We start from the raw sequence: 26,125 nt of genomic DNA on the forward strand, positions 1-26,125 counted from the left end.
AGGCCTCCGTGCGCACCTGTGGACGGAGGCCTTCTTCGTTCGCAGACAGCGACGAGCAGGAGGAGCAGCACATCAGCGAGCCCCGTATCAACGACCGCATCCGTGTGCCGGAGGTCCGCCTTGTCGGACCCGGCGGCGAGCAGGTGGGCGTTGTCCGTGTGGAGGACGCCCTGCGTCTGGCCCAGGAGGCCGATCTCGACCTCGTGGAGGTCGCACCCGATGCGCGCCCGCCCGTGGCCAAGCTCATGGACTACGGCAAGTTCAAGTACGAGTCGGCCCAGAAGGCGCGCGACGCCCGTCGCAACCAGGTCAACACCATGCTCAAGGAGATCCGGTTCCGCCTCAAGATCGACCCGCACGACTACGCGACCAAGAAGGGTCACGTCGTGCGGTTCCTCGAGGGCGGCGACAAGGTCAAGGTCATGATCATGTTCCGTGGCCGCGAGCAGTCGCGCCCGGAGATGGGGATGCGGCTGCTGCAGCGCCTCGCGGAGGACGTCAGCGACCTCGGCTCCATCGAGAGCTCGCCCCGTCTGGACGGGCGCAACATGACGATGGTCATCGGCCCGCACAAGAAGAAGCAGGGCGGCCGCAGCGACCAGCGCCGTGCCCGCGACAAGCGCGAGGCTGACGAGGCTGCCCAGGCCTCGGGCGACGCCCCGGATGCCGTCGAGAACACCCCGGCCAGCGACGAGGCCACCCAGGCCCCGGGCGAGGCCACGCAGGAGGCGTAGCAGCCGCTACGTCAGAGCCAGGTACCGGCGTGAGCCGGCAGACACGGCCGTGCCCACGCGCGGCCCGAATGAGGAAGACGATGCCGAAGAACAAGACGCACTCCGGTGCCAAGAAGCGTTTCCGGGTCACCGGCAGCGGCAAGCTCATGCGTGAGCAGGCGAACCGCCGGCACCTCCTCGAGGGCAAGTCCAGCCGGCGCACGCGCCGTCTGGCCCTGGACAAGGCGGTCGCACCGGCGGACGCCCCCGGGATCAAGAAGCTTCTCGGCAAGTAACAAGCCGCCCCATACTGAAGGAGAAACGACGTGGCACGCGTCAAGCGGGCGGTCAACGCCCATAAGAAGCGCCGGACGACCCTCGAGCGCGCCAGCGGTTACCGCGGCCAGCGCTCGCGTCTGTACCGCAAGGCCAAGGAGCAGGTCACTCACTCCCTGACCTACAACTACCGCGACCGCAAGGCCCGCAAGGGTGACTTCCGGCGGCTGTGGATCCAGCGCATCAACGCTGCGGTCCGCTCCGAGGGCATGACCTACAACCGCTTCATCCAGGGCCTCAAGGCCGCGGGTGTCGAGGTGGACCGTCGCATGCTCGCTGAGCTCGCGGTGAACGACGCGGCGGCCTTCGCGCAGCTCGTCGTGGTGGCCAAGGCCAACCTGCCCGAGGACGTCAACGCGCCTGCCGCCTGACGTTCCTCATGACCGAACGCCCGGACCTGCTGACCAACCCCCGATCCGATCGGGTGCGGATGGTCAAGCGGCTGTCCGGGCGTTCGGCGCGTCTGCGCCACGGCCAGTTCCTCGTCGAGGGACCGCAGGGCGTGCGGGAGGCCGTGCGCCACGCGCCTGAGCGGGTGCGCGACCTCTACCTCACCGAGGACGCCGCCGAGCGGCACCCGGAGATCCTCGCCGCGGCCCACGGGGCGGTGGCCCACATCCACGTCGCCACCCCCGAGGTGCTCGCGGCGATGAGCGGGGATGCCCAGGGCGTCCTCGCCGTCGTCCGCGCCGAGGCGGCGTCGCTGCCCGACCGCGGGCTGCGCCTCGTGGCGGTCCTGCCGTGGGCGGCCGACCCGGGCAACCTCGGCACCATCGTCCGCGCCGCCGACGCGGCGGGCGCCGACGCCGTGGTGCTGGGCCCCGGCAGCGTGGAGCCGCTCAACCCCAAGGCCGTGCGCTCGACCGCGGGCTCGCTGTTCCACCTGCCGGTCGTGCCCGTGGAGGACCTCGCGAGGACCGTTGCGTCGCTGCGGGCCGACGGCGTCCAGGTGCTCGCCGCCGCCGCCGACGGCGAGTGGGACCTCGACACCCTCGCCGACGCGGCGCTCCGCGCCGGCCCCCTCCCCGCCGGCCCCCTCCCCGCCGACAGCCGGATTCCTCCGGACAGTCGAATCCCGGCCCCCACCCTTCCCGCCGACAGCCGGATTCCTCCGGACAGTCGGCTCCCGGCCCCCACCCTTCCCGCCGACAGCCGGATTCCTCCGGACAGTCGAATCCCGGCCCCCACCCTTCCCGCCGACAGCCGGATTCCTCCGCGCAACCGGGCCGCGGCCATGCCCGACCTACGCCGGCCGACAGCCTGGCTCTTCGGCAACGAGGCCCACGGGCTCCGACCGGAGGAGCGGGACCTGGCCGACGCCGTCGTCGGCGTACCGATCCACGGTCTGGCCGAGTCCCTCAACGTCGCCACGGCGGCGACCCTCTGCCTCTACGCCTCCGCCCGCGCCCAGCGCCGCTGACACGCCGCGCCCGGGCGGCCGTGGCACGATGCCCAGATGCGCCTCTTCGCCGCGCTGCGCCCGCCGCTCGACGTCCTCGACCACCTCGAGCAGGCGCTGCAGACCGTCTCTCCGCCGTGGCTGGGTGCCGGTCCGCCGCCGCTGCGGTGGGTCGCGCCGGAGCAGCGGCACGTGACGCTCGCTTTCTACGGCGAGGTGCCCGACGGCGCGCTGGAGGACCTGGCGGGCGCGCTCACCGCCGTCGGGAGCGAGTATGGGCCGCTGCGGCTCCAGCTCGCCGGCGCGGGCATCTTCTCCCGCGCGACCCTGTGGGTGGGGGTGCGCGCCCTCGACGACGACGCCGCCCTCGTCCGCCTCATGGCCGACTGTGGCGCGGCCGCCGAGGGCGTCTCGCACCTCGAGCCGCGGGACCGCCACCGCGCCCACGTCACGGTGGCCCGGCTCAGTGCCCGCCAGCACCGGGAGGAGGCGGACCGGCGACGACGGTCGCGGCGGGGTGAGGCACCGCGTGCGCCGTCGGTCGACCTGCCCGCCCTCGCCCACGCGCTGTCCCTCTACCGGGGCCCGGAGTGGGAGGCGGGGGAGATCGAGCTCGTCCAGTCGCGCCCCGGTGCTGGTCGCGGTGGTGGGCCGCAGCACGAGGTCGTGGCCGCGCTGCCGCTCGGCCGATAGCGCGGTTGTCCGCGGAGAATCCGGCTGTCGGCGCAAGGGGGTGGGTGTGTCGGCGGAGGAATCCGGCTGTCGGCGCATGGGGGGGCGGCTCTCGGCAGGGAAAGGGCTCTCGCCGGGATCGGGGCTTGTGGGATGATGGTCACCATGCGCGGCGATCGTCGATTTAGTGGGCCCGTTCGGGTCCTGCGCTGACGCGCGCGCAGCCCGAGCGGGCTCGACGACTACAGTCCTGTGCTGGATGCCGACAGGCACGACGACGCTCGGAAGGTTCGCATGACCACCCCACCCCTGTCCCCGCTCGACGCCGACGGCGTCGCAGCAGCCGTCGAGGAGGCGCTGGCCGCCGTCACGGCCGCGACCACGCTGGAAGAGCTCAAGGCCGCGCGCCTGGCCCACACCGGTGACCACGCCGCGCTCACCCTCGCCAACCGCGAGATCGGCCGGCTCGAGCCCAAGGACAAGGCCACCGCCGGCAAGCTCCTCGGCCAGGCCCGTGGCCGCCTGCAGAAGGCGATCGCCGCCCGCCAGGGCGCGCTCGAGGTCGTGGAGGAGGAGCGCCGGCTGCGCGAGGAGCGCGTCGACGTCACCCTGCCCGTCGAGCGCCGCCCCCGCGGGGCGCGCCATCCCCTGGAGACCCTCCAGGAGGAGATCGGCGACTTCTTCACCGCCATGGGCTGGGACATCGCCGAGGGGCCCGAGGTCGAGCACGAGTGGCTGAACTTCGACGCCCTCAACCACGGCCCGGACCACCCCGCGCGGCAGATGGCCGACACCTTCTACGTCCAGGGCACGTCCGAGCAGGACACCCCCGGTCTCGTGCTGCGTACCCACACCTCCCCGGTGCAGGCGCGCACCATGCTCAGCCGCGAGCTGCCCATCTACATCGCCTGCCCGGGCAAGACCTTCCGCAACGACGCCCTGGACGCCACCCACACCCCGGTCTTCCACCAGGTCGAGGGTCTGGCCGTGGACAAGGGCCTGACGATGGCCCACCTCAAGGGCACCTTGGACCACTTCGCCCGCGCGATGTTCGGTCCCGAGGCCCGCACCCGCCTGCGCCCGAGCTTCTTCCCCTTCACCGAGCCCAGCGCCGAGATGGACCTGTGGTTCCCGCAGAAGAAGGGCGGCCCCGGCTGGATCGAGTGGGGCGGCTGCGGGATGGTCAACCCCCAGGTGCTCGTCGCCGCCGGCATCGACCCGGACGTCTACACCGGCTTCGCCTTCGGCCTGGGGACCGAGCGCACGCTCATGTTCCGTCACGGCATCGCTGACATGCACGACATCGTCGAGGGCGACGTCCGTTTCTCCCTCCAGTTCGGCACCACCGGAAAGGGGCACTGACATGCCGTACGTCCCGCTGACCTGGCTCGCCGACCACGTCGCCGTGCCCGAGGGCGCCACCGCCGCCGACCTCGCCGCCGACCTCGTGCGCGTGGGCCTCGAGGAGGAGGAGATCATCCCGCCCGCCGTCACCGGCCCGCTCGTCGTCGGCCGCGTGCTCACGGTCGTCACCGAGGAGCACAAGAACGGCAAGGCGATCAATTACTGCCGCGTCGACGTCGGGCCCGAGCACAACGACGCCCCCGGCGAGGGCAAGGAGCCCGCGGACGTGCCCTCCCGCGGCATCGTCTGCGGCGCCCACAACTTCTCCGTCGGCGACGACGTCGTCGTCGCCCTGCCCGGCACCACGCTGCCCGGCGACTTCCACATCGCTGCCCGCAAGACCTACGGGCACACCTCCGACGGCATGATCTGCTCCGCGCGCGAGCTCGGCCTGGGCGAGGACCACGACGGCATCATCGTGCTGGGCGAGCTCCTCCCCGACGTGCCGACGCCGGAGCCGGGCGCCGACGCGATCGCGCTCCTCGGCCTGGGCGCGGAGATCCTCGAGATCAACGTGACCCCCGACCGCGGCTACTGCTTCGCCATGCGCGGCGTCGGCCGCGAGTACTCCCACGCGACCGGGGCGGCCTTCACCGACCTCGGCCTGCCGGAGAACCTCCCCGCCGGCCCGCCGCCGGCCGCCACCGAGGACGGCTTCGCCGTCGAGGTCGACGACGCCGCTCCCGTGAACGGCAACGTCGGCTGCGACCGCTTCGTCACCCGCGTGGTCCGCGGCATCGACCCGTCCGCGCCGTCGCCGTCGTGGCTCACCGAGCGGCTCGTCCAGGCGGGCATGCGCCCGATCTCGCTGGCCGTGGACGTGACGAACTACGTCATGCTCGACCTCGGCCAGCCGCTGCACGCCTACGACCTCGCGACGCTGAGCGCGCCGGTCGTTGTGCGGCGCGCCGCGGCGGGGGAGGATCTCACCACCCTCGACGACGTGCGCCGCACCCTGCACCCCGAGGACCTCCTCATCACCGACTCCCCGGACGGCGCACGGGGCGCCCGCATCCTCGGCCTCGCCGGCGTCATGGGCGGGGCGGAGACCGAGGTCGGCGAGCGGACCACTGACGTCCTCCTCGAGGCCGCGCACTTCGACCCCGTGTCCGTCGCCCGCACCGCCCGCCGGCACAAGCTGCCCAGCGAGGCCGCCAAGCGCTTCGAGCGCGGCGTCGACCCGCAGCTGCAGGCCGTCGCCGCCCAGCGCGCCGTCGACCTCCTCGTCGAGCACGGCGGCGGCACCGCCGACCCGGCCGTCAGCGACCTCGACACGACGTCGCGTCCCGCCCCCGTCCGGCTGCGTCTGGACGAGCCGCGCCGCCTCACCGGCGTCGACTACCCGGCCGAGCAGGTCGTCGAGCTCCTCACCACGATCGGCGCGACGGTGAGCGAGGCGGACGCCGACGGCGTCGTCACCGTGACCCCGCCGAGCTGGCGTCCGGACCTCGTGGGCCCGGCGCACCTCGTCGAGGAGGTCGCGCGCCTGGCCGGCTACGACGCGATCCCCTCGATCCTGCCGGCCGCGCCGGCAGGCCGCGGGCTCACGCCGGGCCAGCGCCACCGCCGCGACGTCGCCCGCGCCCTCGCCGACGTCGGCCTCGTCGAGGTGCTGTCCTACCCCTTCGTCGGGGACACCCACGACCGCCAGCAGCTCCCGGCCGACGACGAGCGCCGCCTGGCCCTGCGCCTGGCCAACCCCATGGCCGAGGACGCACCGGCGATGCGGACCTCACTGCTCGACTCGCTCCTCGACACCGTGCGCCGCAACGTCAGCCGCGGCCTGGAGGACACCCGGGTCTTCGAGCTGGGCCTCGTCACCCGCCCCGCCGGGGTGGGCGCCGCGTCCTCGCCGGGTGTGGACCGCCGTCCCTCCGAGGAGGAGATCGCCGCCCTGCACGCCGCCGTCCCGCACCAGCCGCGGCACGTCGCCGGCGTCCTCACCGGCAAGATCGTCCCCGACGGCGCGCGCGGCCCCGGCCGCAGCGCCGACTGGGCCGACGCCGTCGACGCCGTCCACGCGGTGGCCGGCGCGGTGGGCGTGAGCATCGAGCTCGCCGCCGCCGAGCGCGCGCCCTGGCACCCCGGCCAGTGCGCCGCGGTGTCCGCCGGCGGGCAGGTCGTCGGGTACGCCGGCCAGCTGCATCCCCGCGTCGTCGCCGCCTTCGACCTGCCCCCGGGCGCCGTCGCCTTCGAGCTCGACCTCGACGCGCTGACCGCCGCCGCCGGGGACCAGCCGGTCCAGCCCACGCCCGTGTCCACCTACCCGCCGGGCAAGGAGGACATCGCGCTCGTCGTCGACGACGCGGTGCCCGCCGCCGAGGTGCTCGCCGTCGTCCGCGAGGGTGCCGCCGAGCTCGGTGAGGAGGTGCGCCTCTTCGACGTCTACACCGGCGAGCAGCTCGGTGAGGGGAAGAAGTCGCTGGCCTTTGCGCTGCGGCTGCGTGCCGCGGACCGGACGCTGACGGCGGAGGAGACGGCCGCCGTGCGCGAGCGGATCGTCACGCTCGCCGCCGAGCGGGTCGGGGCGGTGCTCCGTGGCTGAGGTCGCCGCCGCCCAGACGGCGCTCGTCACCGGGGCCTCCCGCGGCATCGGCCGCGAGCTCGCCATCGGACTGTCTCGCGCCGGCCTGGACGTCGCCCTCCTCGCCCGCGACGAGCGCCTCCTCGAGGCGACGGCGGAGGAGGTCCGGGCGGCCGGCCGCCGCGCCGTCGTCCTCACCGCCGACGTCACCGACGCCGACGCCGTCCGGACCGCCGTCCGGCGCGCCGAGGACGAGCTCGGGTCGCTCGACCTCCTGATCAACAACGCCGGCGTCATCGACGCCGAGGTGCCGCTGTGGGAGACCGACCCCGAGCGGTGGTGGTCGGTCGTCGAGACCAACGTGCGCGGGCCGTTCCTCCTGGCCCACGCCGCGGCGCCGGGGATGCTTGCCCGCGGCGGTGGCCGGGTGATTGACGTCAACTCCGGCTCCGGCACCCGGGACTTCGCCGAGGCGAGCGCCTACACCGTCTCCAAGACGGCGCTTTTCCGCATCGGTGGCGCTCTCCACGAGGCCGGCTTCGAGCGGGGCCTGCGGGCGTTCGAGCTCGCGCCGGGCGTCGTGCGCACCGACATGACCGACTCGATGCGCCTCCACGAGGGCCGCACCGACTGGACCGACCCGGCCGACGTCGTCGCGCTCGTCGTCATGATCGCCCGCGGGGAGATCGACGCCCTGTCGGGCTGCTACGTGCGGGCCGGCACGGACACCCCGGACGCGCTGCGCGAGCTGGTCGCGCGCGGCCTGTCCGGCGACGAGCGCCGCCTGCGGATCGTCTGAGCTCCGCGCACGTGAGGGTTTCGGGTCCGCCACGGACCCGAACCCCTCACGTCGTCTCAGCGGTGACCGCCTGCCGGCGTCGCGCCACCACCGGCGGCGTGCTTGCCCTGCGTGGCGTCGTCGTCCGGCTGGTCGGTGGCCCGCCGGGAGTCGCCGTCGGTCCCGTCGGTGGCATGACGGGCGTCGCCGTCGTGGCGGTCGTCGGTCCGGGCCGAGTGGCCGTCCGACCCGTCGGCGGCCTCCCGCGCGGAGTTACCGCCCGGGCGGTCGGGGTCGAGGGCGTCGGCGTGGGCACGCTCCCGCTCCACCTGCCGGCGCGCCTCCTCGGCGTCCTCCGTGCGCTTGCGGGCCGCCTGCTCGAGACGGTCCGCCTCGAGGCGGGCACGCTGGGCGTCGGCCTGCTGCTGTAGCGCGGCGGCCTCCCGCTCGCGCGCGGCGATGTCCTGCTCCTCCGCGTGCGCCCGGAGGTCGCGCGCGTGCTCCCGGTTCTCACGTGCCTTGCGCTCCTCGCGGACCCGCTCCTCGTGCTGCCGCTGCTTGCGCTTCTTGGAGGCCGAGAGCACGAGGGCGATGACGATCGCCAGCACGACGACTCCGATGACGATCCAGACCCAGGGTTCCATCACACGCTCCTGTTCGTAGAGGGTCCGCCCATCGAACTGGACACCGGGCCCGCCCGCGACCGGGGCGGCTCCCGCGGGCAGGGGTAGGGCATGCCCCACCGGGAAGACGCCGGGTGGCCCTCCTGACCGCGCGACCGCCGCCCGGAAGGCTGGAGCCATGATCACGACACCCCAGTCCGTCACCCGCCCCCTAGGATCGACCGGTGGTCGGCCCCACCGAGAGGACGCCGAGATGACCGCGAGCGCTCGTCCGCGCCGGCTCCTGCAGCGCACCGCCCGGGAGAGCGGCTACCTCCTGCTGTCCTTCCCGCTCGCCGTCGTCGGCTTCATCCTTTTCGTCACCACCGTGTCGGTCGGGCTCACCGCCCTCGCCGCCTTCCTCCTCGGCCTCGTGGTGATCGCCGCGGGACTTGCCGCCGCGCAGGCGCTCGGCGGCCTCGAGCGCCGCCGCCTCGCCGGGGTCGGCCTCCCGCTGCCCGCCGTCCTGCCTTACCGCGGCGGCCAGCGCGGGACCGCGTGGATCCGCGCGCGGCTCACCGACCGGCAGGCCTGGCTCGACCTGCTCTTCCAGCTCCTCAACTTCCCGATCTCCATCGCGTCCTTCGTCCTCACCATCGCGTGGTGGGGCGTGGGCCTCGGCGGCCTCACCTACCCGCTCTACTCGTGGGCGCTGCCCGAGGGCGACATCGGCCTGGCCGACCTCCTCGGCGCGCCCGGCCCGCTGCTCGACAACGCCGTCACCGTGCTCACCGGCGTCCTGTTCGTCGCCTCCGCGCCGTGGGTGGTGCGTGGCCTCGTCCACGTCCACCACGCCTGGGCACGGCTCACGCTCGCCGGCACGAGCCACGCCGCCCTCGAGCAGCGCGTCACCACCCTCACCGAGAGCCGGGCCGCCGTCGTCGGGGCCGAGGCGGAAACCCTGCGGCGCATCGAGCGCGACCTCCACGACGGCCCCCAGCAGCGTCTCGTGCGCCTGTCGATGGACCTGCAGGCCGCCCAGCGCCGCCTCGCCGACGGGGACCGCGAGGCCACCAGCGCCCTGCTCACCGAGAGCCTCGAGCACGTCCAGGGCAGCCTCGTCGAGCTCCGGACCCTCTCGCGGGGCATCGCGCCGCCGATCCTCGTCGACCGCGGCCTCGCCGCCGCCGTCGTCTCCGCCGCCGGGCAGAGCCCCATCCCCGTCGAGACCGACATCGCCCTCGCCACCGGCCAGCGCCTGGCCCCCGCTCGCGAGTCCGCCGCCTACTTCGTCGTCACCGAGGCACTGACCAACGCGGCCAAGCACTCCGCCGCCACCCGGGTGGCCGTGCGCGTGGGCATCGACGACGACGGCGTGCTCCGCGTCGTCGTCGCCGACGACGGCGTGGGCGGGGCACACCCGGGCAAGGGCCACGGCCTGGCCGGGCTGCGTGACCGGCTCGCCGGCGTCGACGGCGAGCTGCACGTCGAGAGTGCGGACGGACACGGCACCGTGGTGAGCGCGGCGATCCCGTAGCATCCGCCGCGTGCGCGTCGTGCTGGCCGAGGACTCGGTCCTGCTGCGCGAGGGCCTCGTCCGTCTCCTCGAGGAGGCGGGGTGCGAGGTCCTCGCGGCCGTCGGCGACGGCGAGCAGCTCGTGGCCGCCGTGCGCGAGCACCGGCCCGACGTGGCCGTCGTCGACGTGCGGATGCCGCCGTCGTTCACCGACGAGGGCCTGCGCGCGGCGCTCGCGGTCCGTGAGGAGCTGCCCGGCACCGCGGTGCTCGTCCTGTCCCAGTACGTCGAGGAGTCCTACGCCGGTGACCTCCTCGCCACCGGCGGGGGAGTGGGCTACCTCCTCAAGGACCGGGTGTCCGCGCTCGCGGAGCTGTCCGCGGCGCTGGAGCGGCTCGTCGCCGGTGGCACCGTGCTGGACCCGACCGTCGTCTCCCAGCTCTTCGCCGCGCGGCGGGCCCGCCCGCTGGACCGGCTCACCCCGCGGGAGCGGGAGGTCCTCGCCCTCATGGCCGAGGGCCGGACGAACCCGGCGATCGCCCGGGCGATGGTCGTCACGCCCAAGGCGGTGGAGAAGCACGTCTCGGCGATCTTCGAGAAGCTCGACCTGCCGCCGTCGACCGACGACCACCGCCGTGTGCTCGCCGTGCTCGAGTGGCTGCGGGCCGAGGACCCTCGCTAACAGGGCAGAAGCGGACGAAAGTCCCTCGATCTTGGCCGCCGGGCGGGTGAGGGTGGAGGCATGCGCATCCTCGTCGTCGCCGCGTCCAAGCACTCCTCGACCGCCGAGGTCGCCGACGCGATCGGCGCCGAGCTCGAGTCCCTCGGCCACGTCGTGCGACGCGAGCCGGTCGAGACGGCTGAGGCTGGCGACGCCGAGGCGGTGGTGCTCGGGTCCGCGGTCTACATGTCGCGGTGGATGGGCCCGGCGCGTGACTTCGCCGTGCGGAACGCCGCGGCGCTCGCGGCCCTGCCCACGTGGGTGTTCTCCGTCGGCCTGGCCGGCGCCGAGGCCGACGACCCGCTGCGGATCGAGCGCGCCGTGCTCGCGGGGGTCGACCCCGTGGGGGCGACCGTCTTCAGCGGCCGCCTCGACCCGGCGGTGCTCAACCTGCGTGAGCGCTCGGTCACTCGGCTGACGAAGGCACCCGAGGGCGACCTGCGCGACTGGAACGCCATCCGCGGCTGGGCGCGCACGATCGACCGGGAGCTGCGCGAGCACCTCGCCCCGGCGCCGTGAGCCGACGGCGGTAGGCGGCTCTCTCCGGCTTCTCACACCGGCCCGCGCGAGGGTGTGCGTTCTTCTTGACGCACGGTTCACCGTGCGAACGACCCGACGAGACACGGAGGAGATCAACGCGATCCTCGTCGCCCAGGCCCGTAGAGGCCGACGCGTCGTGCGGCTCAAGGGCGGGGACCCGTTCGTCTACGGCCGGGGCGGTGAGGAGGTCGCGGCGTGCCACGCCGCCGGGATCCCCGTCGAGGTCGTGCCCGGCGTCTCGAGCGCGCTGAGCGTCCCCGCGCTGGCGGGCATCCCGCTGACCCACCGCGGGACCGTCGCCGCGTTCCACGTCACCAGCGGGCACGACACCCTCGACGAAGCGGCCCTGGTCTCTGCGCGTGACCGGACGGCGACGCTGGTGATCCTCATGGGCGTGTCGCAGCTGCCCCGCCTCATGGCCCAGCTCCTCACGGCCGGGGCCGACCCGGGGCTGCCGGTCGCCCTCGTCGAGAACGGCTCGACGCCGCGGCAGCGGGTCACGCGCGCGGTGCTGGGCGACGTCGTGAGGCGCGCGGCCGAGGTCGGTGTCCGGTCCCCGGCGGTCATCGTCGTCGGGGACGTCGCCGCCGAGGGACGGCTCGCCCAGGTGCTCGTCGCATGAGCGGGGTGGCCGTCGAGCCGGCACCCGCGCCGAACGAGCGCATGCTGCGGCAGGTCATGGCGGGTTGCACGGTGCTCGTCACGGCCGACCGGCGCAAGGAGGAGCTCGGCGCGGCGCTGCGCCGCCGAGGCGCGCAGGTGCGTTACGCGCCGGCACTGAGCATGGTTCCGCACGTCGACGACGACCGGCTGCACGCCGCGACGCTCGCCCTCCTCGACGACCCGCCCGACGTCGTCGTCGTGACGACGGGGATCGGGTTCCGTTCGTGGATCGAGGCGGCCGACGCCCACGGCGTCGCCGACCCGCTCCTGGCGGTCCTCGCCGGCGCGCGGATCGTCGCGCGCGGCCCCAAGGCGCGCGGTGCGATCCAGGCCGCCGGCCTCACCGCCGACTGGGTGGCGGAGTCGGAGAGCTCCGCCGAGATCGCCGACCTCCTCCTCGGAGAGGGCGTCGCTGGCCTGCGTATCGCCATCCAGCACCACGGCGCGGGGGCCGACGGGCTGGACGTCGTGCTCGCCGAGGCTGGGGCGGCCGTCGCGAGTCTCGTCGTCTACCGGTGGGGCCCGCCTCCGGACCCCGACGCGTTGCACGCCTCGGTGCTGGCGGCGGCGACCGGCGAGATCGACGCCGTCGTGTTCACCTCCGCGCCGGGCGCCGAGGCGTGGCTGAGCGCGGCCGAGGAGCGGGGGCTCGGTGCGCCCGTCGTCGACCGGTTCCGGGACGGGATGGTGGCGGCGGCGGTCGGACCGGTGACGGCCCGCCCGCTCGAGCGCCGGGGCGTGACCCCGCTGCAGCCCGACCGGGGCCGCCTCGGCGCGCTCGTGCGCTGCCTCGTCGCCCACTACGAGCACGCGGAGACGGTGGCGCTCGCGACCGTCGCCGGTCCGCTGCAGATCCGTTCGCGCCTCGCCGTCCTCGACGGCGAGGTCCTGCCGCTGTCGCCGAGCTCCCTGGAGGTGCTCCGCATCCTCGCCTCCCGCGGCGGCGAGGTCGTGACCCGCGACGAGCTCCTCGCGGCCCTGCCCGGCGACTCGTGCGACCCTCACGCGGCGGAGGTTGCCGTCGCGCGGCTGCGTGAGACCACCGGCCGCCGCGACCTCGTGAGGACCGTGGTGAAACGCGGCTACAGACTGGTGCTCACATGACCACGCAGACCTCGGCCCGGCTGGCGCCGGAGCGCTCGGGCGCTGCGGCACCCGTGCTCGTCGGCTGCTCGCACGGGACCAACGACGACACCGGCCGGCAGGTGGTCCGCAGCATCCTCGACGACGTCCGCGCGGCGCGCCCTGGGTTGAACGTGCGGGAGGCGTTCGTCGACGTGCAGCAGCCGGAGGTGGCCGACGTCGTGGCATCGGTGGTGACGGGGGACGGCGGATCGGGACGTGCGGTGGTCGTGCCGCTCCTGCTCTCGGGCGGGTACCACGTCGAGGTGGACATCGCCGAGGCCGTCGCGGACCACGACGGACAGCCCGGCCAAGCGGTGGCCAGCCCGGCGCTCGGACCGGACCCTCGCCTGGTGGACCTCCTCGCGCACCGGCTCACCGAGGCCGGGGTACGACCGCACGACGCCGTCGTGGTCGCCGCCGCCGGCTCGAGCCGCAGCGGTGCCGCCCGCGATGTCGAGAGGGTTGCTGACGGGCTCCGCGACTGGCACCCGGGGCCGGTGACCGTGGGCTACGGGGCCAAGGCACGGCCGTCGGTGCCCGAGGCCGTCGCCGCCGCGCGTGCCGCGCTCGCCGACGCGTCGGGCCCGGAACAGCGGGAAGGGGACGCGGCCACACCGCGGGTCGTAGTCGCCGCGTACCTGCTCGCGCCGGGGTACTTCTACGACCGGGTGCTGGAGGCCGGCGCCGACGTCGTCACGGCACCGCTGGGCGCGGACCCCCGGCTCACCTCGATCGTGCTCGACCGCTACGACTCCGCAGCCGTCACCCTCGACCTGAGCGCTTCGCAGAGCGCCCCCTGACCGACCACACCGCCGGACGGGGCTTGCGGGACGGTCAAGGAGCGAGCGCGGGCGATGGGCCGCGTCAGCGTCGGGCATCGCCGTCGCGGGTTCCTCTCGCGGGACGGATCACTTGGCCCGACCGCCGCCGCGGAGAGAGCGGACTACTGACCGTTGAGCCCCGTCCGGCTCTGATGGCCTTCCCAGCCCCCGAACCCCCAGTCGAGCTCAGCCCGGCGCATGAGGTCCGCGGCAACGGTGGCCGCGATGTCGACGGGTCAGCCTCGGCGCCTGCTATAGCGATCTTCCGCCCACATGAGGAGCGAAACCACCGCCGCGCCCAACAGTCCGCCAAGAAGTCCGAGAAGTATCCCCGCCTCAATAACGCCGATCTGGGAGCCGCCCGCAATCGCCCCAGTGGCGACGATCGCAAGGAAACTTTGCATGGTTCGGTGCGCCGACGGCTCCATGCTGGTGTCTTCCCACAAGGGATTGAGTGACGGGCGCCCGCGCCTAGTCTTCGTTCTGATGTCGCCACACCGAAACGACCCCACCGACCCCAAGGAGGAAAAAGAGCGCCCAGGCCACGAGCATGGCTATTCGTAAACGGTCTGCACCATCGGTCAGGAGGCCGTCGACCTGAACTGCAACCATCCCTGCGCCAATCAGCATCATGGAGATCTCGCGCCACCCTGCTACTGAGGTGCGAACGCGTCCGGACGCATCGTAGTCCTTGATATACAGCCCGGCCATCACGGGCAGCAGCACGGCGAACAGGGCAGCCACGAGTAGGAACGCGAAGAGGAGTAGTCCGGCGACTGAGTCGCCAGCGATGCCCCATACGAGTGACGTGACGGCGAGGAGTAGGAGAACGGCTCCGGTAACGAAGTACCTTCTCCGGTTCCGCACCATCCGCCTGTCCCCCGGTGTAGGCGGGTGGTTGGTTGACATTCCGCAAGTATGCCCGACCACGCTCTGCGCCGCGCCAATACCAGGCGGCTCCGCGAGGCAGAACTCTCCGTGCCTCAAACGAACTCACGCGTGGATCAATCTCTCCGGGCCGACTCGTTCGCGCAGATACCAATGCTGCGACACGACTCAGGAGAGCCTGCAGCTCGCCTGCTTCGAAGTCTCGGTACTGCTGGCGCATGCCTCATCCTTGCACCAAGGAACAGCTTCGCCGCGGGCTCCGCGAACGGCGCCGGCTCTGCCGTAGGGGCACATCGGGCTGCACTGCGTTGTGGTAGACCACGGAGTCCGTCACGGCTGGTGGCGAAGAGCCTCGATAAAGGGTCCCCAGCGGGCGGACTAGGTGAGCGCGACCTCCGAACTGGTGAACTGCTGTTCGGGAGCAGCATTGGGATTGACCTTCGGCCTTACGGGCTCCCGATGTGGAACTCACCGATCTGCGAGGTGCCGTCGGACAGGTACACCGGAAGTGTGTGGGTCTTGCCGCGATTCTCCTCTTGCCACTCGAGGGCGTCTTGGGGGGTGGTGAAGTCTTGTGCGGCGGTTTCGCCGGTCGCTTTGTCGAGTTCTTCACGGTAGACATAGCCGAGCTTGCCGTTGGTTGCCTCGACCTCGATCAAGTCGGGCTTGCCTTCCGCGCTGCCGGTGGTCCCGTAGGTCTGGCCGCGGTCGTTGGTGGCCAGGACCGTGGGGAGGTGCGCTACGTACTGAACCGTGACGACGCCGGCGAATTCGAGCGGGTCGAGGTAGAGGGTGTCCACGGACGTGTCGAGGGCGAGGTCCTGCCAGGTCGCAGCTGGTCCCTCCTTCGAGAAGTCCGCGGATGTCCATGCCGCGGTCGGGTTGTTCCCGCCGGGATCGGTGCCCCAGCTGAGCGCGCCTGGGCGGGTGGGGGTGATGGTGACCCGGGCATGCGTAGCCTCGGCCGGTCGGTCCTGTAGTGACACCTCGGTGGCCGAGTCGATGGTGAGTGACACGGGCTCCTCGCCCAGTAGCGAGATGATCGAAGACCCTGGGATTGTTCCTTCGGGAGCAGCGACCGGGTCGGGAAGGTCTGGTGTCGGCTGGCCCTCGGGGTGCTGCGCGACTGGGGCATCGGGGGGCTGAAGCATGCCGGTGGCAGCGAAGGCCCCGGCTGAGGCGCCGGCTCCAGCAAGCGCCCCTGTCAGCAGTAGGCCTGCTGCCCACGTCTTGTGCTTGGTGCGCGGGGCTCGTCGAGCCACGTGGTCGACGAGGGCGCGTTCGATTGCGGCGGCGCGCTCGGGAGTGAAGTTGGCAGCCATCATGACCCTCCTTCTGTGAGTGGGTGCTGGGGCATTACTGCTCGAAGTGAGGTCCGCAGCCGCGATAGGCGCATCTTTGCTGCGGACTCCGAGAGCCCAAGAACGGGCGCGGCCTCGCGGATGGTGAAGCCTTCCACCGCGGTCATCACCAGTAGCCGCGCATCGGCGGGGCGGGCGGCGGCAAGCGCTTCGCGCATCGCGCTGAGCCGGGCATCCTCTCGGTCGGCGATGTCATCAGCGTGATCGGGGATTGGCGCGGGAGGAGGGAGTGAGGCGAGGAAGCGCTGATAGCGCCGACGGGCCCGGCCGGCGTTTCGAGCAACGTTGTGCGCTGTGACGATCAGCCAAGGCAACAGGGACGCATCGACAAACCTGACCGCGTCGCGGCGTCGCCACAGCTCGAGGAACGTCGCGGCCGTTAGGTCCTCAGCCTCGGGTGCAGGCGTGCCACAGCGCAGATGGTGGCGAAAGACTCGTTCGTGGTGACGACGCCAAATCTGGCCATAGGCGTGGGAATCACCCGACAGCACTCGCAGCCAGATCGCCTCATCGGAATCATCGGTCACACCTCATAATGTCCGCCGAGGCCCTAAAGGTCACAGGTCGAACCAGCCGATCGTGCGAGCCATCCCTTCCCGGTACCCGTGTCACGGATCGATCCACCAGTGCACGATCATCTGTCGATGTCCGAGAATCTCGTCAGACAGCACGCTCTCCAGGCTTGGCGAGAGTGAGCTAGGTGCAGGCCGGCGTCCGGGTGGGCTCGGGCTCCGCCGTCACCGGCGGCTCCTCGGTGGTGGGCTCCTCCGTGTCACCGGTCCCGTCGTCCGACGGCCCCTCGGTGGGCTCCTCGCCGGCGGCGTTGAGCGCGCCCTGGATGGGCTCGTCGTTGCGCAGCGCCTCCCACAGCTCCTCGGCGTCCACGGAGGGACGCCGAGGAGCTGTGGCCGGCCCAGTCGAACGGCATCGTCTCGAAGACGATGTTCTCCAGGTCGATGCCGCGCAGGGAGTAAGCCAGGCCAGCCATCGTGGGGATCGAACCGAGCTCGGTGCCCGTGGTGAGCGTGGAGGTGGCGGCGTCGAGGAAGCGGTACAGCTTGGGCAGATCGGTGAGAAGGTTCTTCGACAGCGCCTCGCGAGCGATGGCGCCGACGAGCTCCTGCTGGCGCCCGATGCGATCGATGTCCGAACCGTCGCTCCCGGGCACGTTGTAACGGGCGCGGGCGAAGGCGAGCGCGTCACGGCCGTCGAGGACCTGCTCGCCGGCCTCGATCTCGAGCTTGGCGCGGCGGTCGCTGATCGCCTCCGGGATGCACATGGGCACCCCGCCGAGCGCGTCGATGACGTTGATGAAGCCGGCGAAGTCGACGACGACGAAGTCGTCGATGTAGACGTCGCTAAGCTCCTCGACCGCGCCGATGGTGCAGGCCGCGGCGGTGCCGAGGTCACCGCCGTCGGCACCGGTGGAGAAGGCCCGGTTGAACATCGTCTCGTACTGCGGCTCGGTCCAGCTCCCGTCGGCCATGCGGCACGCGGGGATGGTGACGAGGGAGTCGCGGGGGATGGAGACGACCTCCACCCGCTCCCGGTCGGCCGAGATGTGGGCGATCATCGTCGTGTCCGAGCGCTGCCCGGCCTCCGGTGTCAAGCCGTACTCGTCGTTGACGTCACCGGCGCGGTTGTCCGAGCCCATGACGAGGATGTTGATGTCCTGCCCGGCTGAGGCGTCCAGCGGCGCGGGCTCCTCCTGGCCGGCCTGCGTGGGCCGGTCGCGGAGCATCTCGCCGATGTCATGACGGTCGATGTTCGTCTGGATGTCGTTGTACGCGATCGCGAACGTGCTGCATGTAAAAAACCGCCAAGCTAAACGCCGCCAACCCCCCAACTCGGGTCAGGCCGGAGATGTGCCGCTGCCTTGCAGCGTGGCGCGGGGGGCGGGAACACACACGCCGATCCTAGGGGTCGGCCAGGAGTCTGCCGTCGCGGCATAGTGCTCGATAAGTGAAAATTTTGGAGAGGAAATTAAGGATCGTCGTTGGGTCGGTTCTTGCAGGCGGTCCTGAGCAGCGTTCCATGCCCTGGTTCTGGAAGAAGGCGTGGCCGGCACGGGCTCGCGGCCTCCTCGGAGCGGAGGCAGCCATGTTCCGCAAGGATCCCCTGCGGAACGCGGCCGGCCTCCGCTTCGAGGAGGACTACGAGGTCGTGTGTACGGACCCGTGGGCGGTTCGGCCTACGGGACGGACCACGCCATAGGCCGTGGACCCCTCGAGCTCCCGGCGCATAGCGACACGGGCACGCGCCGAGGCGCCCTGCCCCCTCGCAGACCCTCTCGGGGACGGTGGCGGTGTCAAGGCGTCGTAGCAACGCTGTCGGTCAGGAGTCGTTCGAAGGCTTCGCGTGGGGTGAGGTAGCCCAGGACGGCGCGGGCGAAGTGTGCCCGTCTCCGAGCGGTCCATGGCACGCTTATGTCGCGCGTCAAGAGCGTTTGAGCAGTCGTGAGCCGGACCGCCGGCGCTTCGGTTCGACGCGTAGGTCGGACTTAACAACGAGAAGTTGGCGTGAATCGCCTGGAAGGAGAAGAAGTATGGCCAGCAAGCGCCAACTTCCAGCGCTGGCCACTCTCGTGGTTCTGTACGTGGCTGTGGCGACCTTGATATTCTGGCTGGCAGGTCTAGATGTCGGTCGCGCTTTCCTCAATGCGCTGGTTGCAGGTTCGCTAATCTCGGTGGCAGTGCTCATCGGCATCCGCGTGGGTGCCAGCACCAACCGGGCTACGACCGCTCGGGAGGGCTACCTGGGTGTGTCCGTTCGTTCTCCGGATGGCCATCCTCGCCTGAGCAAGCGGTGGCGAAAGGCCGAGGTGCGGCCAGCAGGCCGTGAAATCCACATCACTCCGCTTGCTGGTCCGTCGGTTGCGCCGTTTACTGTGAGCACCGGGACCATTGCCGAGTTCGCGGACCCAAGAGGCTGGCGCGACCTACTTATGGGACCTATTGGGACCAACAGCTTCCTGCGAGTCATTGACGCGGAAGGTGTGATTGAAATCTCTGTCCATACAGAGCATCTATCCTGGTTGCTAGAAGGCCTCGAAACGCCTGATTCACCCTGAAATTCGTCCCGTGGTTTCCCATACGGAGCCTTGTTACGAGCACGTCTCCCCGTTGAACGCCGTTCCGCTCGGCTCGCGTGTCGTCGTAGTTTCGAGACCGGGCCGTAAGTGCCGCTGAGGGATCGGCTTTACGACATCCTTCTGTCGACGGACCTCTGCTCGAGGCTCCGCTTCCCCTTCCAGGCCGATACCGTGCCAGCGTGGATGATGACGGTGCGCGAGCAAGGAGAGCAGAGGGCACAAGCGCCGGCCGTCGAAGCGGGAGGACCGTCGCGGTCGCCACCGCTGACTATCAGCGCAGGAGTCGGTCAGGTCCGCCTGCGGTCTGGGAAGCTGCTGCACAGTTCCTCAAACGAAACCAGAGGTGACGGCGCAACGCGGCCCGTGAGTGCGGAGGCTGGTGCCCCCGCAGAGGATCCCGATGCGGGATCGCTGACCGACGTGCACCCGTGAATCCCTCAGGGACGCGGTGACCGAACGCCTTCGTCCGTGGCCCACCGATCACCGACGCACGTGGGACCTCGATCGCGCCGGCGCCTCGAGCTCGCAGGCCGTGCGCAGCTTCGCCACGACACGTTTCACCACCATTCGACGCCCGACTAACCCATATGCCACGACCTCACGTCCCGAGCGGAGACGAATGCGGACGGTCGTCCAATACCAGGAGCCCACCGGGGCAAGCAGGCCGTCATATTGAACCGCTCTGATGTCCACGACCTCGGCCCGGGACAGGCGGCGTGTGCTGTAGAAGTTGGTGACGAGGAGCGAGTGGTCAGAGACGCGCACGCCGAGGAAGAACGTCCGCGCGGCGACGAGAGCACACGCGATGAGCCAGACGACGGCGTCCAGGGACCAACCGGGTTCGAGCGGTGGGGCAGGGTCTGCGACACCCATCAGGACCGCCGCGGCCATCACTACCGGCAAAGCCATCCAGAGCGCCTGATATCCGGGGGTTCGGATCCGCACGTCAGCCATGGCCATGGCGTGATCCTTCCACGACGTTCGACAGGGACCCTCCAGATACCGATCCCTTGCGGACAGCGGTCAGCTGATCACCCGGCAGTCCCTCGGCACGCCGCGAGCCGGTCGTTGAGCGGTGTCTCGTCAGCCGAACAATGCGGACCACGCGAGGAAGTACGGCTGAGGTGCTCGAGCGGCCGACCATGCGATCAGGGCGATGACCGCCAGGCCTGCAGTGATCCCTGCGCGGGCTGGCAGGGTGCTCACTCGACGGAGCGCGAGGTCGGCTGCGAGCCAAGCGGATGCAAGAACGACAACCGCGGCGCCGACCACCACGAGGTGAGCCTCAGGTACGCAGCTCGTGACGGGTGGCCAGATCGCGGGGCAGAACCCTGGTCCGGGCGGGTCCAGTATGCGCTGGACCGACGGCATAGCCGCCACGACAATGCCCACCAAGACGGCAACGACGAAAAGAGCGGACAGCCGTCGCTCGAGAGTGCGCCCTCGAGGAGGCGCGGTCGTTGTGGCCATGCTCGGACCGTACGACATCACGAGCGACCGATCTACGGATCAGGGTAGCCAGCAGGAGCCGGCTCAGCCCAGCCCTCGTCGAGTAGGTCTTTCGCGAAGGCGGCGTATCTGCTGCCGGCAGTGTGGTCTGGGAGGGGTTGAAGAGCAAGCTTGAACTGCAGGTGGCGGTTCGACGTCTGGTTCGGCGTCACGTGCTGTAACGGCCCTCGAGAGCCACGTCCTCATCCAGCACCCACCTATGCGCACGACGACATCAAGTTGCTGCACTGTTGAGGACAGTGCTGGACATAATGGTTGTATGAGCAACGACGTCGAGGCGACCGGCCACCGTGGTCCGACGAGGGTGAGGGACGCGCGCGTGGCCGCGTTCGCTGCCCTCTTCGCCGTCGTTCTTAGTGGATGCGGCGGAGATGGAGGCAGCATCGCCGATGCGGTGTGGACGGGGGCGCCTGAGCTGCCGCCCGGGAAGGAGCTCCCGAAGGCGCGGCCGGCGGCGGTGTGGCTCGAGGAGGGCGCGACGTTCGCTGTGGTGACGCTGGGGAGCAGCAGTTGCCCGCCTGTCGCGACGTCCATGGATCGCAAGGGTGGAGACGAGATCCGTCTCCGTTTCGAGCCTTCGCCTTCCGAGGACTGCACCGCAGACATGGCTCCGACGACGCACGAGTTCCGGGTGCCGCGCGGCGTCGACCAACGCCCGGTGCAACTGAGGATCATTGACGTCGAGTCGGGTAGTGAAAAGGTGCTGACGCTCGAGTGACGTGGTCCAGGCCTGCGCTACCTCGGCGATGTCGACGCTGAGCGAGTGGCGGGGCGGGGCGTCGGCCGCGTGGGTTCCGGCAGTCCGGTCAGCAACCCAGTTGGGGCGACGGATCTTGTGACGACCGTGCAGCGGCTGAAGAGCCCGTATGTCGTCACCTCGCTGCGAGACAGCAACGTGAGACTCGCCGTCGTCCACCACCAGTTTCGGCGGAGGTGCCCACGAGGTGCCCGTCGTAGTTGACGACTCGCACGGCAACAATTTTGGGCGCATCGTGTGGGAAGGCCCGAAGTGCGAATATTCGCTTCGATTGTCGACATACTTCGTGTGTGGCGCTTGATGTTGCAACGGACCGTGTTCGAGGCCGGCTTCGTCGGCGACTGCATCGCTGGGCGGCGTTGCCTGCGGCACCTCTTCTCGTCTGTGGGCAGGGCGCCCTGGTGGTGACGTCGCTGGGGCGTCACTCGCAGTCGGCGTTGCACGTGCTGTCCCCGGCCCGTGCGGGAGAAGTAGGAGCGCCAGTATGAGAGCGCAGGGACCCGGGCGGGGCCGCGGGGTGTGGACGGTCGCGGCGCTCGTGATGCTCGTTCTGCTCGCTGGGGTCGGTGGCTGGTGGGCTGGGCGGGCGACACTGGTCACGCCTCCCGAGGATTCCGGGGGCGGTGGGGATGAGGTGGTGTGGGCGCAGGCTGCGCCAGCCTCGGTCGGGCAGTCGTTGCCGTTGTCGACGACGCTGCGTCAGCCGGTTGAGGTGGTGGCAGTCAACACGCTGAGTGGGATCGTGACTCAGGCGTCGCCTGGTGAGGTTCAGGTGGGGTCAACGGTCTATGCCGTTGCCGGGGTGCCGGTGCGTGTAGTCGCTGGGCAGCTGCCGTTCTACCGTGACCTCGCCCTGGGTGTGCAGGGACAGGATGTGGCCCAGCTGCAGGAGGCGCTGATCGAGCTCGGACACCTCACGGGGCCAGCCGATGGGCGCTTCGGCACTGCTACTGCGCGCGCTGTGCGCGCCTGGCAAGAGGAGCTTGGTATCGCCCGCACCGGTGACGTCCCGCTGGGAGAGGTGCTGGCACTGCCCCGGCTGCCCGTCATTGTGCAGCTGGGAGAGGCAATCAAACCCGGGCGAATGGTGGCCGGCGGCGAGGATGGAGTGCTCGCACCGTCCGGAAGCCAGGAGTTCACGCTGGTGGTGACCCCCGAACAGGCCAGGCTTATCCCGGCCGGCGCCCAGGTAGAAATCACCTGGCAGGAGCACACGTGGTCAGGCGTGCTCGAAGGGGCGATGGCCGACGAGCACGGTTCGATGACGTTCCAGATCACGGCCGCTGATGGCGGCCCGGTGTGTGGACAGGAATGCCACCTCCTGCCCGGCGAAGAGTCCGTGAGTCTGCGGTCCGAGGTGGTCGTGGTCCCCCCTGTGCAGGGAATCGGTGTGCCCGCGGCCGCCGTCCGGACCACAGCTGATGGTGCGGGATATGTCCTCACCGAGCAGGGTGAACAGGAAGTCCAGGTTGTTGGCTCGGGCCAAGGTATCGCGATCGTCGAAGGTCTGAGCGAGGGCACCAGGGTCAAGGTGCTCGCCACCGAGAACCCAACCGACCTCGGCGAGCAGCAGCCAGGGCTCCTGGTGCCGCCGGGCGAGAGCTCCTAGTGCTCGCGGTCCGTGATCTGACGTTCTCATACCACCGTCAGAGTGAGGAACTCTTCGGTGGACTGAGCCATGACTTCACCCCCGGAGCCCTGACCGCGGTGACCGGGCCGTCCGGGCGCGGGAAGTCCACCCTTCTGTATGTGCTGGGCCTGATGCTCACTCCCAGCCGCGGACACGTGCTGCTGGATGGGGAGGCGGTCACCAGGCTGCCCGATGCCGAACGCTCTCGACTGCGCGCCCGGAACATCGGGTTCGTATTCCAGGACTCCGCCCTCGATGCCTCACGCAAGGTGCTCGATTCGGTGATCGAGCCTGCCCTGTACGCCGGCTGGCCGGTCGCAGCCGCCAAGCAGCGTGGCCGTGAGCTGCTCGATGAGATGGGACTGGCTCACCGCACCGAGCACAGGCCCGGGGAGATCTCCGGTGGTCAGGCCCAGCGGGTGGCGGTGTGCCGGGCTCTGATCACCGACCCGCGCGTTGTGCTGGCTGACGAGCCCACCGGAAACCTGGACCGAGACAACGCCGCCGCGGTCCTGCACGCCTTGGGGCACGCCTCCAGCCACGAGCGTCGCACCGTCCTCATCGCCACCCACGACCCGTTCGTGCTCGATCACGTCGATGAGGTGCTCCAGCTGTGAGGGCACTGGTGCTACTACGTGAAGCGCTCACCATGGCCCGCTCCGCGCTGGTCCCCACTGCGCTCGTGGTCACGTTCGTGGCCCTGATGTGCGCTGGCACGCTGACCACCGTCGGCCGCTCGGCGGTCACCGAGGCGCAAGTAGCGCAACGCATGGACGGTGCCGGATCACGGGTGGTTGTCATCCACGACGCCCGCAATGGCGAGCTGATTACCCCCACTGTCGTCGACCAGACCAACCGGCTGTCGGTGACTGAGCGCGCCGTAGGCATCTCGCAGGCTTTCGACGTCACCCACCACACCTTGGGTGCCGGCGGGCCACGGGTCCCGGCGTGGCAGGTCACCGGCGAGCTACGACATGTGGCCGAGCTGGCAGCCGGTCGCTGGCCCAGCCCTGGAGAATCGCTCATCTCCACAGCCGCCCAAGAGGCCCTGGGAATGGACCACCCCATCGGCACAGTGCAGGCCCCCGCCACCCGCAGCACCCTGCTCGAGACCACCTACCCTGTGGTGGGCTCCTTCACCCCCAGAGCGCCGTTCGAGGACTACACCGCAGGCGTGCTCATCGCCGCCGACCCCGCCGAGATCACCGACTCGCTCCACGTGGTGGCCACCAGTGCCTCCGCCGCCCCCAGTGCCCAATCACTCGCCCTTGCGCTCCTGGCGCCGCCCAGCCTCGACGCGGTCACCGTCCAATCGCCACTTTCGCTCGCGGCGCTTCAAGCAGAAGTTGCCGGTGACCTGACCATGTTCAGTCGCACCCTGCTCCTGGCTGTCCTGGGCGTCGGGGCACTTCTCGTGGCCGTCGTCGTCTTTGCCGACGTCCTCGTGCGCCGTAACGATCTTGGCCGGCGCCGCGCGCTGGGTGCGACCCGCACCACCATCGTCCTCCTCGTCGTCAGCCGGACCGCCATTCCTGCGCTCCTAGGTGCCGCGGTAGGGACCTTGGCCGGAGTGCTCATCACGCAGAGACTTCACGCAGCACCGCCGGGAGACTTCACCGCGGGCACAGCCCTGCTGGCCATCCTGGCCGCCATCATCAGCTCGGTCCCACCGGCCCTGTACGCAGCATTCCGAGACCCGGTCCGGATCTTGCGCACGCCCTAGAGCCGCGACCACAAGGACTAGGACGCTGGGCTCGTCTGCCTCGCCGCCCTAGTCCGAGATGGGGGGATACAGGTCCGGAGCGTTACGTGAGCACCCGGCATACACCGCTTCGAGCTCTTCCAGGCTCAGTTGCTCGGCTGCCTCGTTGAACGGATCCCATGTCGGCTGGTCCCCGTAGTAATGGCTCAGCCACGTCTCCATCGACGGCGGCTCAGAAACGACAACCCCGTAGCCCTCAACGCAGGTGGCCGCGACAGTCACCATGTGGTCGTACTGCTGCTCCGCGCGCACACGAGGCAACGCCTGCCCGGTGCGCGGATCACTGGGGTAGGCCGCGCCGCAACGATAGAACGCCAAGTTCACCGCCTCACCCTGCTCAGCGGGCACATCGCCCTCGATAACGACCCCGCCCTGACTCACACGAGCCGCGAACCCGTTCTCTGACAGACACTCAACCTGGACATCGGCCCACTCCTCGGGTGTCGTGAAGCGAACCAGCTCAACCTCGGGAGGATCCTCAACGTTGTAGATCTCCGCGAGGTGTGACCGTTCCTCGAGGTACAGGTCCATAAGTCCGTCCCGGTCCAACTCCCAGTCTTCCCCCGGAGGCGGCAGAGGAGCCGCGGTGGACGCTCCGGATGCTGACGGTGCGCTCTCCGGGACATCGGACGCGCTGCATCCCGCCACGAGCAACACCAGGCTCACAGCGCTCGATACGGCAACAAACCATGGCATTCTGCGCACGCGGACTCTCCTTCGAAAGGTTCGGCTGGGAGCAGAACAGGGGGTCAGGCTCAAGGAATCGGGCCAGTCTGGCCAACCTCAACCTCACCCGAGGTCAGTGAGTCCTCCATGCAGGCGAGGACTCGTTTCACATCGTCGCGGGTGGCCTCAGGAACGAATGTCACGGCCAGCGAGGAGCCGGGGTAGTCGGTGGTGTAGAAGGCGTGCTCAACAGCATCGTCGTAGCAGTGCGCCGAATCGCCTTCAGGATAGGAGACCCAGATCCCCCACGGTCCCTCAGCCGGTATGGCAGTGCTCCTGCTGTTCGACCACACGAATACCGCGAGAGCGATGACCGCGATAGCAACGACGGCCAGCACCACCGGCGAGGCGACGCGACGCCGTGCCGGGCTCTCGACTACGGCCACTTCAGCGTGCTGGGTCATACACCCAGTATGTCTGTGGCGCGCCGGTTTGAAGCGCCCCAGGTTTGATGCCGCTCCTGTTTGAGTCCAGGAGGATGAGCACCATGCCCAAGAAGATTGATCCAGAGCTGAGAGCCCGCGCTGTGCGGTTGGCGACCGAGCACGCCGGTGAGTACCCGTCGTTGACGGCGGCGTCGTTCGCCG

Annotated in this window: 27 protein-coding genes; 19 read left to right on the forward strand and 8 right to left on the reverse strand. The window is 70.6% G+C overall.

The features are described 5' to 3' along the window. Positions 1-8: 8 nt before the first annotated feature. From infC to M3148_RS12865, 8 genes are all read left to right on the forward strand, one after another. The gene (infC, locus tag M3148_RS12830) at positions 9-734 is read left to right on the forward strand and encodes a translation initiation factor IF-3 (RefSeq protein ID WP_440136946.1); all 726 of its coding nucleotides are present in this window, start codon (positions 9-11) and stop codon (positions 732-734) included. Between the two features lie 80 nt (positions 735-814). Next, positions 815-1,009 (forward strand): 50S ribosomal protein L35, encoded by a 195-nt coding sequence (gene rpmI, locus M3148_RS12835; protein ID WP_251305091.1) that lies wholly within the window; start codon positions 815-817, stop codon positions 1,007-1,009. A gap of 30 nt (positions 1,010-1,039) precedes the next feature. Continuing rightward, positions 1,040-1,420 carry a 50S ribosomal protein L20 gene (gene rplT, locus M3148_RS12840; RefSeq protein WP_251305092.1) on the forward strand — a complete coding sequence of 127 codons (381 nt, stop codon included), beginning with the start codon at positions 1,040-1,042 and terminating at the stop codon, positions 1,418-1,420. 8 nt (positions 1,421-1,428) lie between these two features. Further along, on the forward strand, positions 1,429-2,469 hold the full coding sequence (locus tag M3148_RS12845) for a TrmH family RNA methyltransferase (protein ID WP_251305093.1): 1,041 nt from the start codon (positions 1,429-1,431) through the stop codon (positions 2,467-2,469). A gap of 36 nt (positions 2,470-2,505) precedes the next feature. Next, positions 2,506-3,141: an RNA 2',3'-cyclic phosphodiesterase gene (thpR, locus tag M3148_RS12850; RefSeq protein WP_251305094.1), complete on the forward strand. Its 636-nt coding sequence runs from the start codon at positions 2,506-2,508 to the stop codon at positions 3,139-3,141. A gap of 273 nt (positions 3,142-3,414) precedes the next feature. After that, on the forward strand, positions 3,415-4,482 hold the full coding sequence (pheS, locus tag M3148_RS12855; protein WP_251305095.1) for a phenylalanine--tRNA ligase subunit alpha: 1,068 nt from the start codon (positions 3,415-3,417) through the stop codon (positions 4,480-4,482). A gap of 1 nt (position 4,483) precedes the next feature. Then, positions 4,484-7,069, forward strand: coding sequence for a phenylalanine--tRNA ligase subunit beta (gene pheT / locus M3148_RS12860; protein ID WP_251305096.1), 2,586 nt, complete (start codon positions 4,484-4,486; stop codon positions 7,067-7,069). Continuing rightward, complete coding sequence (locus M3148_RS12865; protein WP_251305097.1) at positions 7,062-7,847, forward strand: SDR family NAD(P)-dependent oxidoreductase; 786 nt, start codon at positions 7,062-7,064, stop codon at positions 7,845-7,847. Before pheT ends, M3148_RS12865 begins: the two co-directional genes overlap by 8 nt. Positions 7,848-7,903: 56 nt before the next feature. On the opposite strand, the gene M3148_RS12870 is transcribed toward M3148_RS12865, so the two are convergent. Continuing rightward, on the reverse strand, positions 7,904-8,470 hold the full coding sequence (locus M3148_RS12870; RefSeq protein WP_251305098.1) for a hypothetical protein: 567 nt from the start codon (positions 8,468-8,470) through the stop codon (positions 7,904-7,906). Positions 8,471-8,702: 232 nt separating this feature from the next. Between M3148_RS12870 and M3148_RS12875 the strand changes: the two genes are divergently transcribed. The 6 genes from M3148_RS12875 to M3148_RS12900 all read left to right on the forward strand — a co-directional run bounded on the left by M3148_RS12875 (position 8,703) and on the right by M3148_RS12900 (position 13,793). Then, positions 8,703-9,965, forward strand: a complete 1,263-nt coding sequence (locus M3148_RS12875; protein WP_251305099.1) for a sensor histidine kinase — start codon at positions 8,703-8,705, stop codon at positions 9,963-9,965. 10 nt (positions 9,966-9,975) lie between these two features. Continuing rightward, positions 9,976-10,626, forward strand: coding sequence for a response regulator transcription factor (locus M3148_RS12880; protein ID WP_251305100.1), 651 nt, complete (start codon positions 9,976-9,978; stop codon positions 10,624-10,626). Positions 10,627-10,686: 60 nt separating this feature from the next. Then, positions 10,687-11,184 (forward strand): flavodoxin domain-containing protein, encoded by a 498-nt coding sequence (locus M3148_RS12885; RefSeq protein ID WP_251305101.1) that lies wholly within the window; start codon positions 10,687-10,689, stop codon positions 11,182-11,184. Positions 11,185-11,266: 82 nt separating this feature from the next. Next, positions 11,267-11,827: a uroporphyrinogen-III C-methyltransferase gene (cobA, locus tag M3148_RS12890; protein WP_308203249.1), complete on the forward strand. Its 561-nt coding sequence runs from the start codon at positions 11,267-11,269 to the stop codon at positions 11,825-11,827. Then, on the forward strand, positions 11,824-12,972 hold the full coding sequence (locus tag M3148_RS12895; protein WP_251305102.1) for a uroporphyrinogen-III synthase: 1,149 nt from the start codon (positions 11,824-11,826) through the stop codon (positions 12,970-12,972). Before cobA ends, M3148_RS12895 begins: the two co-directional genes overlap by 4 nt. Beyond that, positions 12,969-13,793, forward strand: coding sequence for a sirohydrochlorin chelatase (locus tag M3148_RS12900; protein ID WP_251305103.1), 825 nt, complete (start codon positions 12,969-12,971; stop codon positions 13,791-13,793). Before M3148_RS12895 ends, M3148_RS12900 begins: the two co-directional genes overlap by 4 nt. Before the next feature lie 492 nt (positions 13,794-14,285). Here the strand turns inward: M3148_RS12900 and M3148_RS12905 are convergent, their stop codons facing one another. From M3148_RS12905 to M3148_RS12920, 4 genes are all read right to left on the reverse strand, one after another. Beyond that, on the reverse strand, positions 14,286-14,558 hold the full coding sequence (locus M3148_RS12905; protein WP_251305104.1) for a hypothetical protein: 273 nt from the start codon (positions 14,556-14,558) through the stop codon (positions 14,286-14,288). 590 nt (positions 14,559-15,148) lie between these two features. Further along, complete coding sequence (locus M3148_RS12910; RefSeq protein ID WP_251305105.1) at positions 15,149-16,024, reverse strand: hypothetical protein; 876 nt, start codon at positions 16,022-16,024, stop codon at positions 15,149-15,151. Further along, positions 16,024-16,590, reverse strand: a complete 567-nt coding sequence (locus M3148_RS12915; protein ID WP_251305106.1) for an RNA polymerase sigma factor — start codon at positions 16,588-16,590, stop codon at positions 16,024-16,026. The genes M3148_RS12910 and M3148_RS12915 overlap by 1 nt, the downstream gene beginning before the upstream one ends. Positions 16,591-16,835: 245 nt before the next feature. Further along, positions 16,836-17,804 (reverse strand): LCP family protein, encoded by a 969-nt coding sequence (locus tag M3148_RS12920; protein ID WP_251305107.1) that lies wholly within the window; start codon positions 17,802-17,804, stop codon positions 16,836-16,838. Between the two features lie 804 nt (positions 17,805-18,608). Here M3148_RS12920 and M3148_RS12925 point away from each other — a divergent pair. Then, on the forward strand, positions 18,609-19,133 hold the full coding sequence (locus M3148_RS12925) for a hypothetical protein (protein WP_251305108.1): 525 nt from the start codon (positions 18,609-18,611) through the stop codon (positions 19,131-19,133). Positions 19,134-19,634: 501 nt separating this feature from the next. Here the strand turns inward: M3148_RS12925 and M3148_RS12930 are convergent. Beyond that, the gene (locus M3148_RS12930; RefSeq protein ID WP_251305109.1) at positions 19,635-20,114 is read right to left on the reverse strand and encodes a hypothetical protein; all 480 of its coding nucleotides are present in this window, start codon (positions 20,112-20,114) and stop codon (positions 19,635-19,637) included. 808 nt (positions 20,115-20,922) lie between these two features. On the opposite strand from M3148_RS12930, the gene M3148_RS12935 reads away from it, so the two are divergent. The 4 genes from M3148_RS12935 (at position 20,923) to M3148_RS12950 (ending at position 24,773) form a co-directional block, all read left to right on the forward strand. Next, positions 20,923-21,381, forward strand: a complete 459-nt coding sequence (locus tag M3148_RS12935) for a hypothetical protein (RefSeq protein ID WP_251305110.1) — start codon at positions 20,923-20,925, stop codon at positions 21,379-21,381. 523 nt (positions 21,382-21,904) lie between these two features. After that, positions 21,905-23,029 (forward strand): peptidoglycan-binding domain-containing protein, encoded by a 1,125-nt coding sequence (locus M3148_RS12940; RefSeq protein WP_251305111.1) that lies wholly within the window; start codon positions 21,905-21,907, stop codon positions 23,027-23,029. After that, positions 23,029-23,667, forward strand: a complete 639-nt coding sequence (locus M3148_RS12945; RefSeq protein ID WP_251305112.1) for an ABC transporter ATP-binding protein — start codon at positions 23,029-23,031, stop codon at positions 23,665-23,667. Before M3148_RS12940 ends, M3148_RS12945 begins: the two co-directional genes overlap by 1 nt. Continuing rightward, a complete protein-coding gene (locus M3148_RS12950) occupies positions 23,664-24,773 on the forward strand; it encodes an FtsX-like permease family protein (protein WP_251305113.1) in 1,110 nt (369 codons plus the stop codon). The genes M3148_RS12945 and M3148_RS12950 overlap by 4 nt, the downstream gene beginning before the upstream one ends. A gap of 48 nt (positions 24,774-24,821) precedes the next feature. Here M3148_RS12950 and M3148_RS12955 read toward each other — a convergent pair whose 3' ends face one another. Together M3148_RS12955 and M3148_RS12960 are read right to left on the reverse strand one after the other, a co-directional pair. After that, a complete protein-coding gene (locus tag M3148_RS12955) occupies positions 24,822-25,343 on the reverse strand; it encodes a hypothetical protein (RefSeq protein WP_251305114.1) in 522 nt (173 codons plus the stop codon). Between the two features lie 224 nt (positions 25,344-25,567). After that, positions 25,568-25,942 (reverse strand): hypothetical protein, encoded by a 375-nt coding sequence (locus M3148_RS12960; protein WP_251305115.1) that lies wholly within the window; start codon positions 25,940-25,942, stop codon positions 25,568-25,570. Positions 25,943-26,125: the final 183 nt, after the last annotated feature.

The organism is Georgenia satyanarayanai (assembly GCF_023715365.1).
Taxonomy (GTDB): domain Bacteria; phylum Actinomycetota; class Actinomycetes; order Actinomycetales; family Actinomycetaceae; genus Oceanitalea; species Oceanitalea satyanarayanai_B.

Excerpts from the sequence above, each read along its gene's own strand:
- rpmI (WP_251305091.1), top strand. The coding sequence starts at position 815 with ATGCCGAAGAACAAGACGCACTCCGGTGCCAAGAAGCGTTTCCGGGTC.
- M3148_RS12845 (WP_251305093.1), top strand. The coding sequence starts at position 1,429 with ATGACCGAACGCCCGGACCTGCTGACCAACCCCCGATCCGATCGGGTG.
- thpR (WP_251305094.1), top strand. The coding sequence starts at position 2,506 with ATGCGCCTCTTCGCCGCGCTGCGCCCGCCGCTCGACGTCCTCGACCAC.
- pheS (WP_251305095.1), top strand. The coding sequence starts at position 3,415 with ATGACCACCCCACCCCTGTCCCCGCTCGACGCCGACGGCGTCGCAGCA.
- pheT (WP_251305096.1), top strand. The coding sequence starts at position 4,484 with ATGCCGTACGTCCCGCTGACCTGGCTCGCCGACCACGTCGCCGTGCCC.
- M3148_RS12870 (WP_251305098.1), bottom strand. The coding sequence starts at position 8,470 with ATGGAACCCTGGGTCTGGATCGTCATCGGAGTCGTCGTGCTGGCGATC.
- M3148_RS12875 (WP_251305099.1), top strand. The coding sequence starts at position 8,703 with ATGACCGCGAGCGCTCGTCCGCGCCGGCTCCTGCAGCGCACCGCCCGG.
- M3148_RS12885 (WP_251305101.1), top strand. The coding sequence starts at position 10,687 with ATGCGCATCCTCGTCGTCGCCGCGTCCAAGCACTCCTCGACCGCCGAG.
- M3148_RS12895 (WP_251305102.1), top strand. The coding sequence starts at position 11,824 with ATGAGCGGGGTGGCCGTCGAGCCGGCACCCGCGCCGAACGAGCGCATG.
- M3148_RS12900 (WP_251305103.1), top strand. The coding sequence starts at position 12,969 with ATGACCACGCAGACCTCGGCCCGGCTGGCGCCGGAGCGCTCGGGCGCT.
- M3148_RS12910 (WP_251305105.1), bottom strand. The coding sequence starts at position 16,024 with ATGGCTGCCAACTTCACTCCCGAGCGCGCCGCCGCAATCGAACGCGCC.
- M3148_RS12920 (WP_251305107.1), bottom strand. The coding sequence starts at position 17,804 with ATGCTCCGCGACCGGCCCACGCAGGCCGGCCAGGAGGAGCCCGCGCCG.
- M3148_RS12925 (WP_251305108.1), top strand. The coding sequence starts at position 18,609 with ATGGCCAGCAAGCGCCAACTTCCAGCGCTGGCCACTCTCGTGGTTCTG.
- M3148_RS12930 (WP_251305109.1), bottom strand. The coding sequence starts at position 20,114 with ATGGCCATGGCTGACGTGCGGATCCGAACCCCCGGATATCAGGCGCTC.
- M3148_RS12935 (WP_251305110.1), top strand. The coding sequence starts at position 20,923 with ATGAGCAACGACGTCGAGGCGACCGGCCACCGTGGTCCGACGAGGGTG.
- M3148_RS12940 (WP_251305111.1), top strand. The coding sequence starts at position 21,905 with ATGAGAGCGCAGGGACCCGGGCGGGGCCGCGGGGTGTGGACGGTCGCG.
- M3148_RS12955 (WP_251305114.1), bottom strand. The coding sequence starts at position 25,343 with ATGGACCTGTACCTCGAGGAACGGTCACACCTCGCGGAGATCTACAAC.
- M3148_RS12960 (WP_251305115.1), bottom strand. The coding sequence starts at position 25,942 with ATGACCCAGCACGCTGAAGTGGCCGTAGTCGAGAGCCCGGCACGGCGT.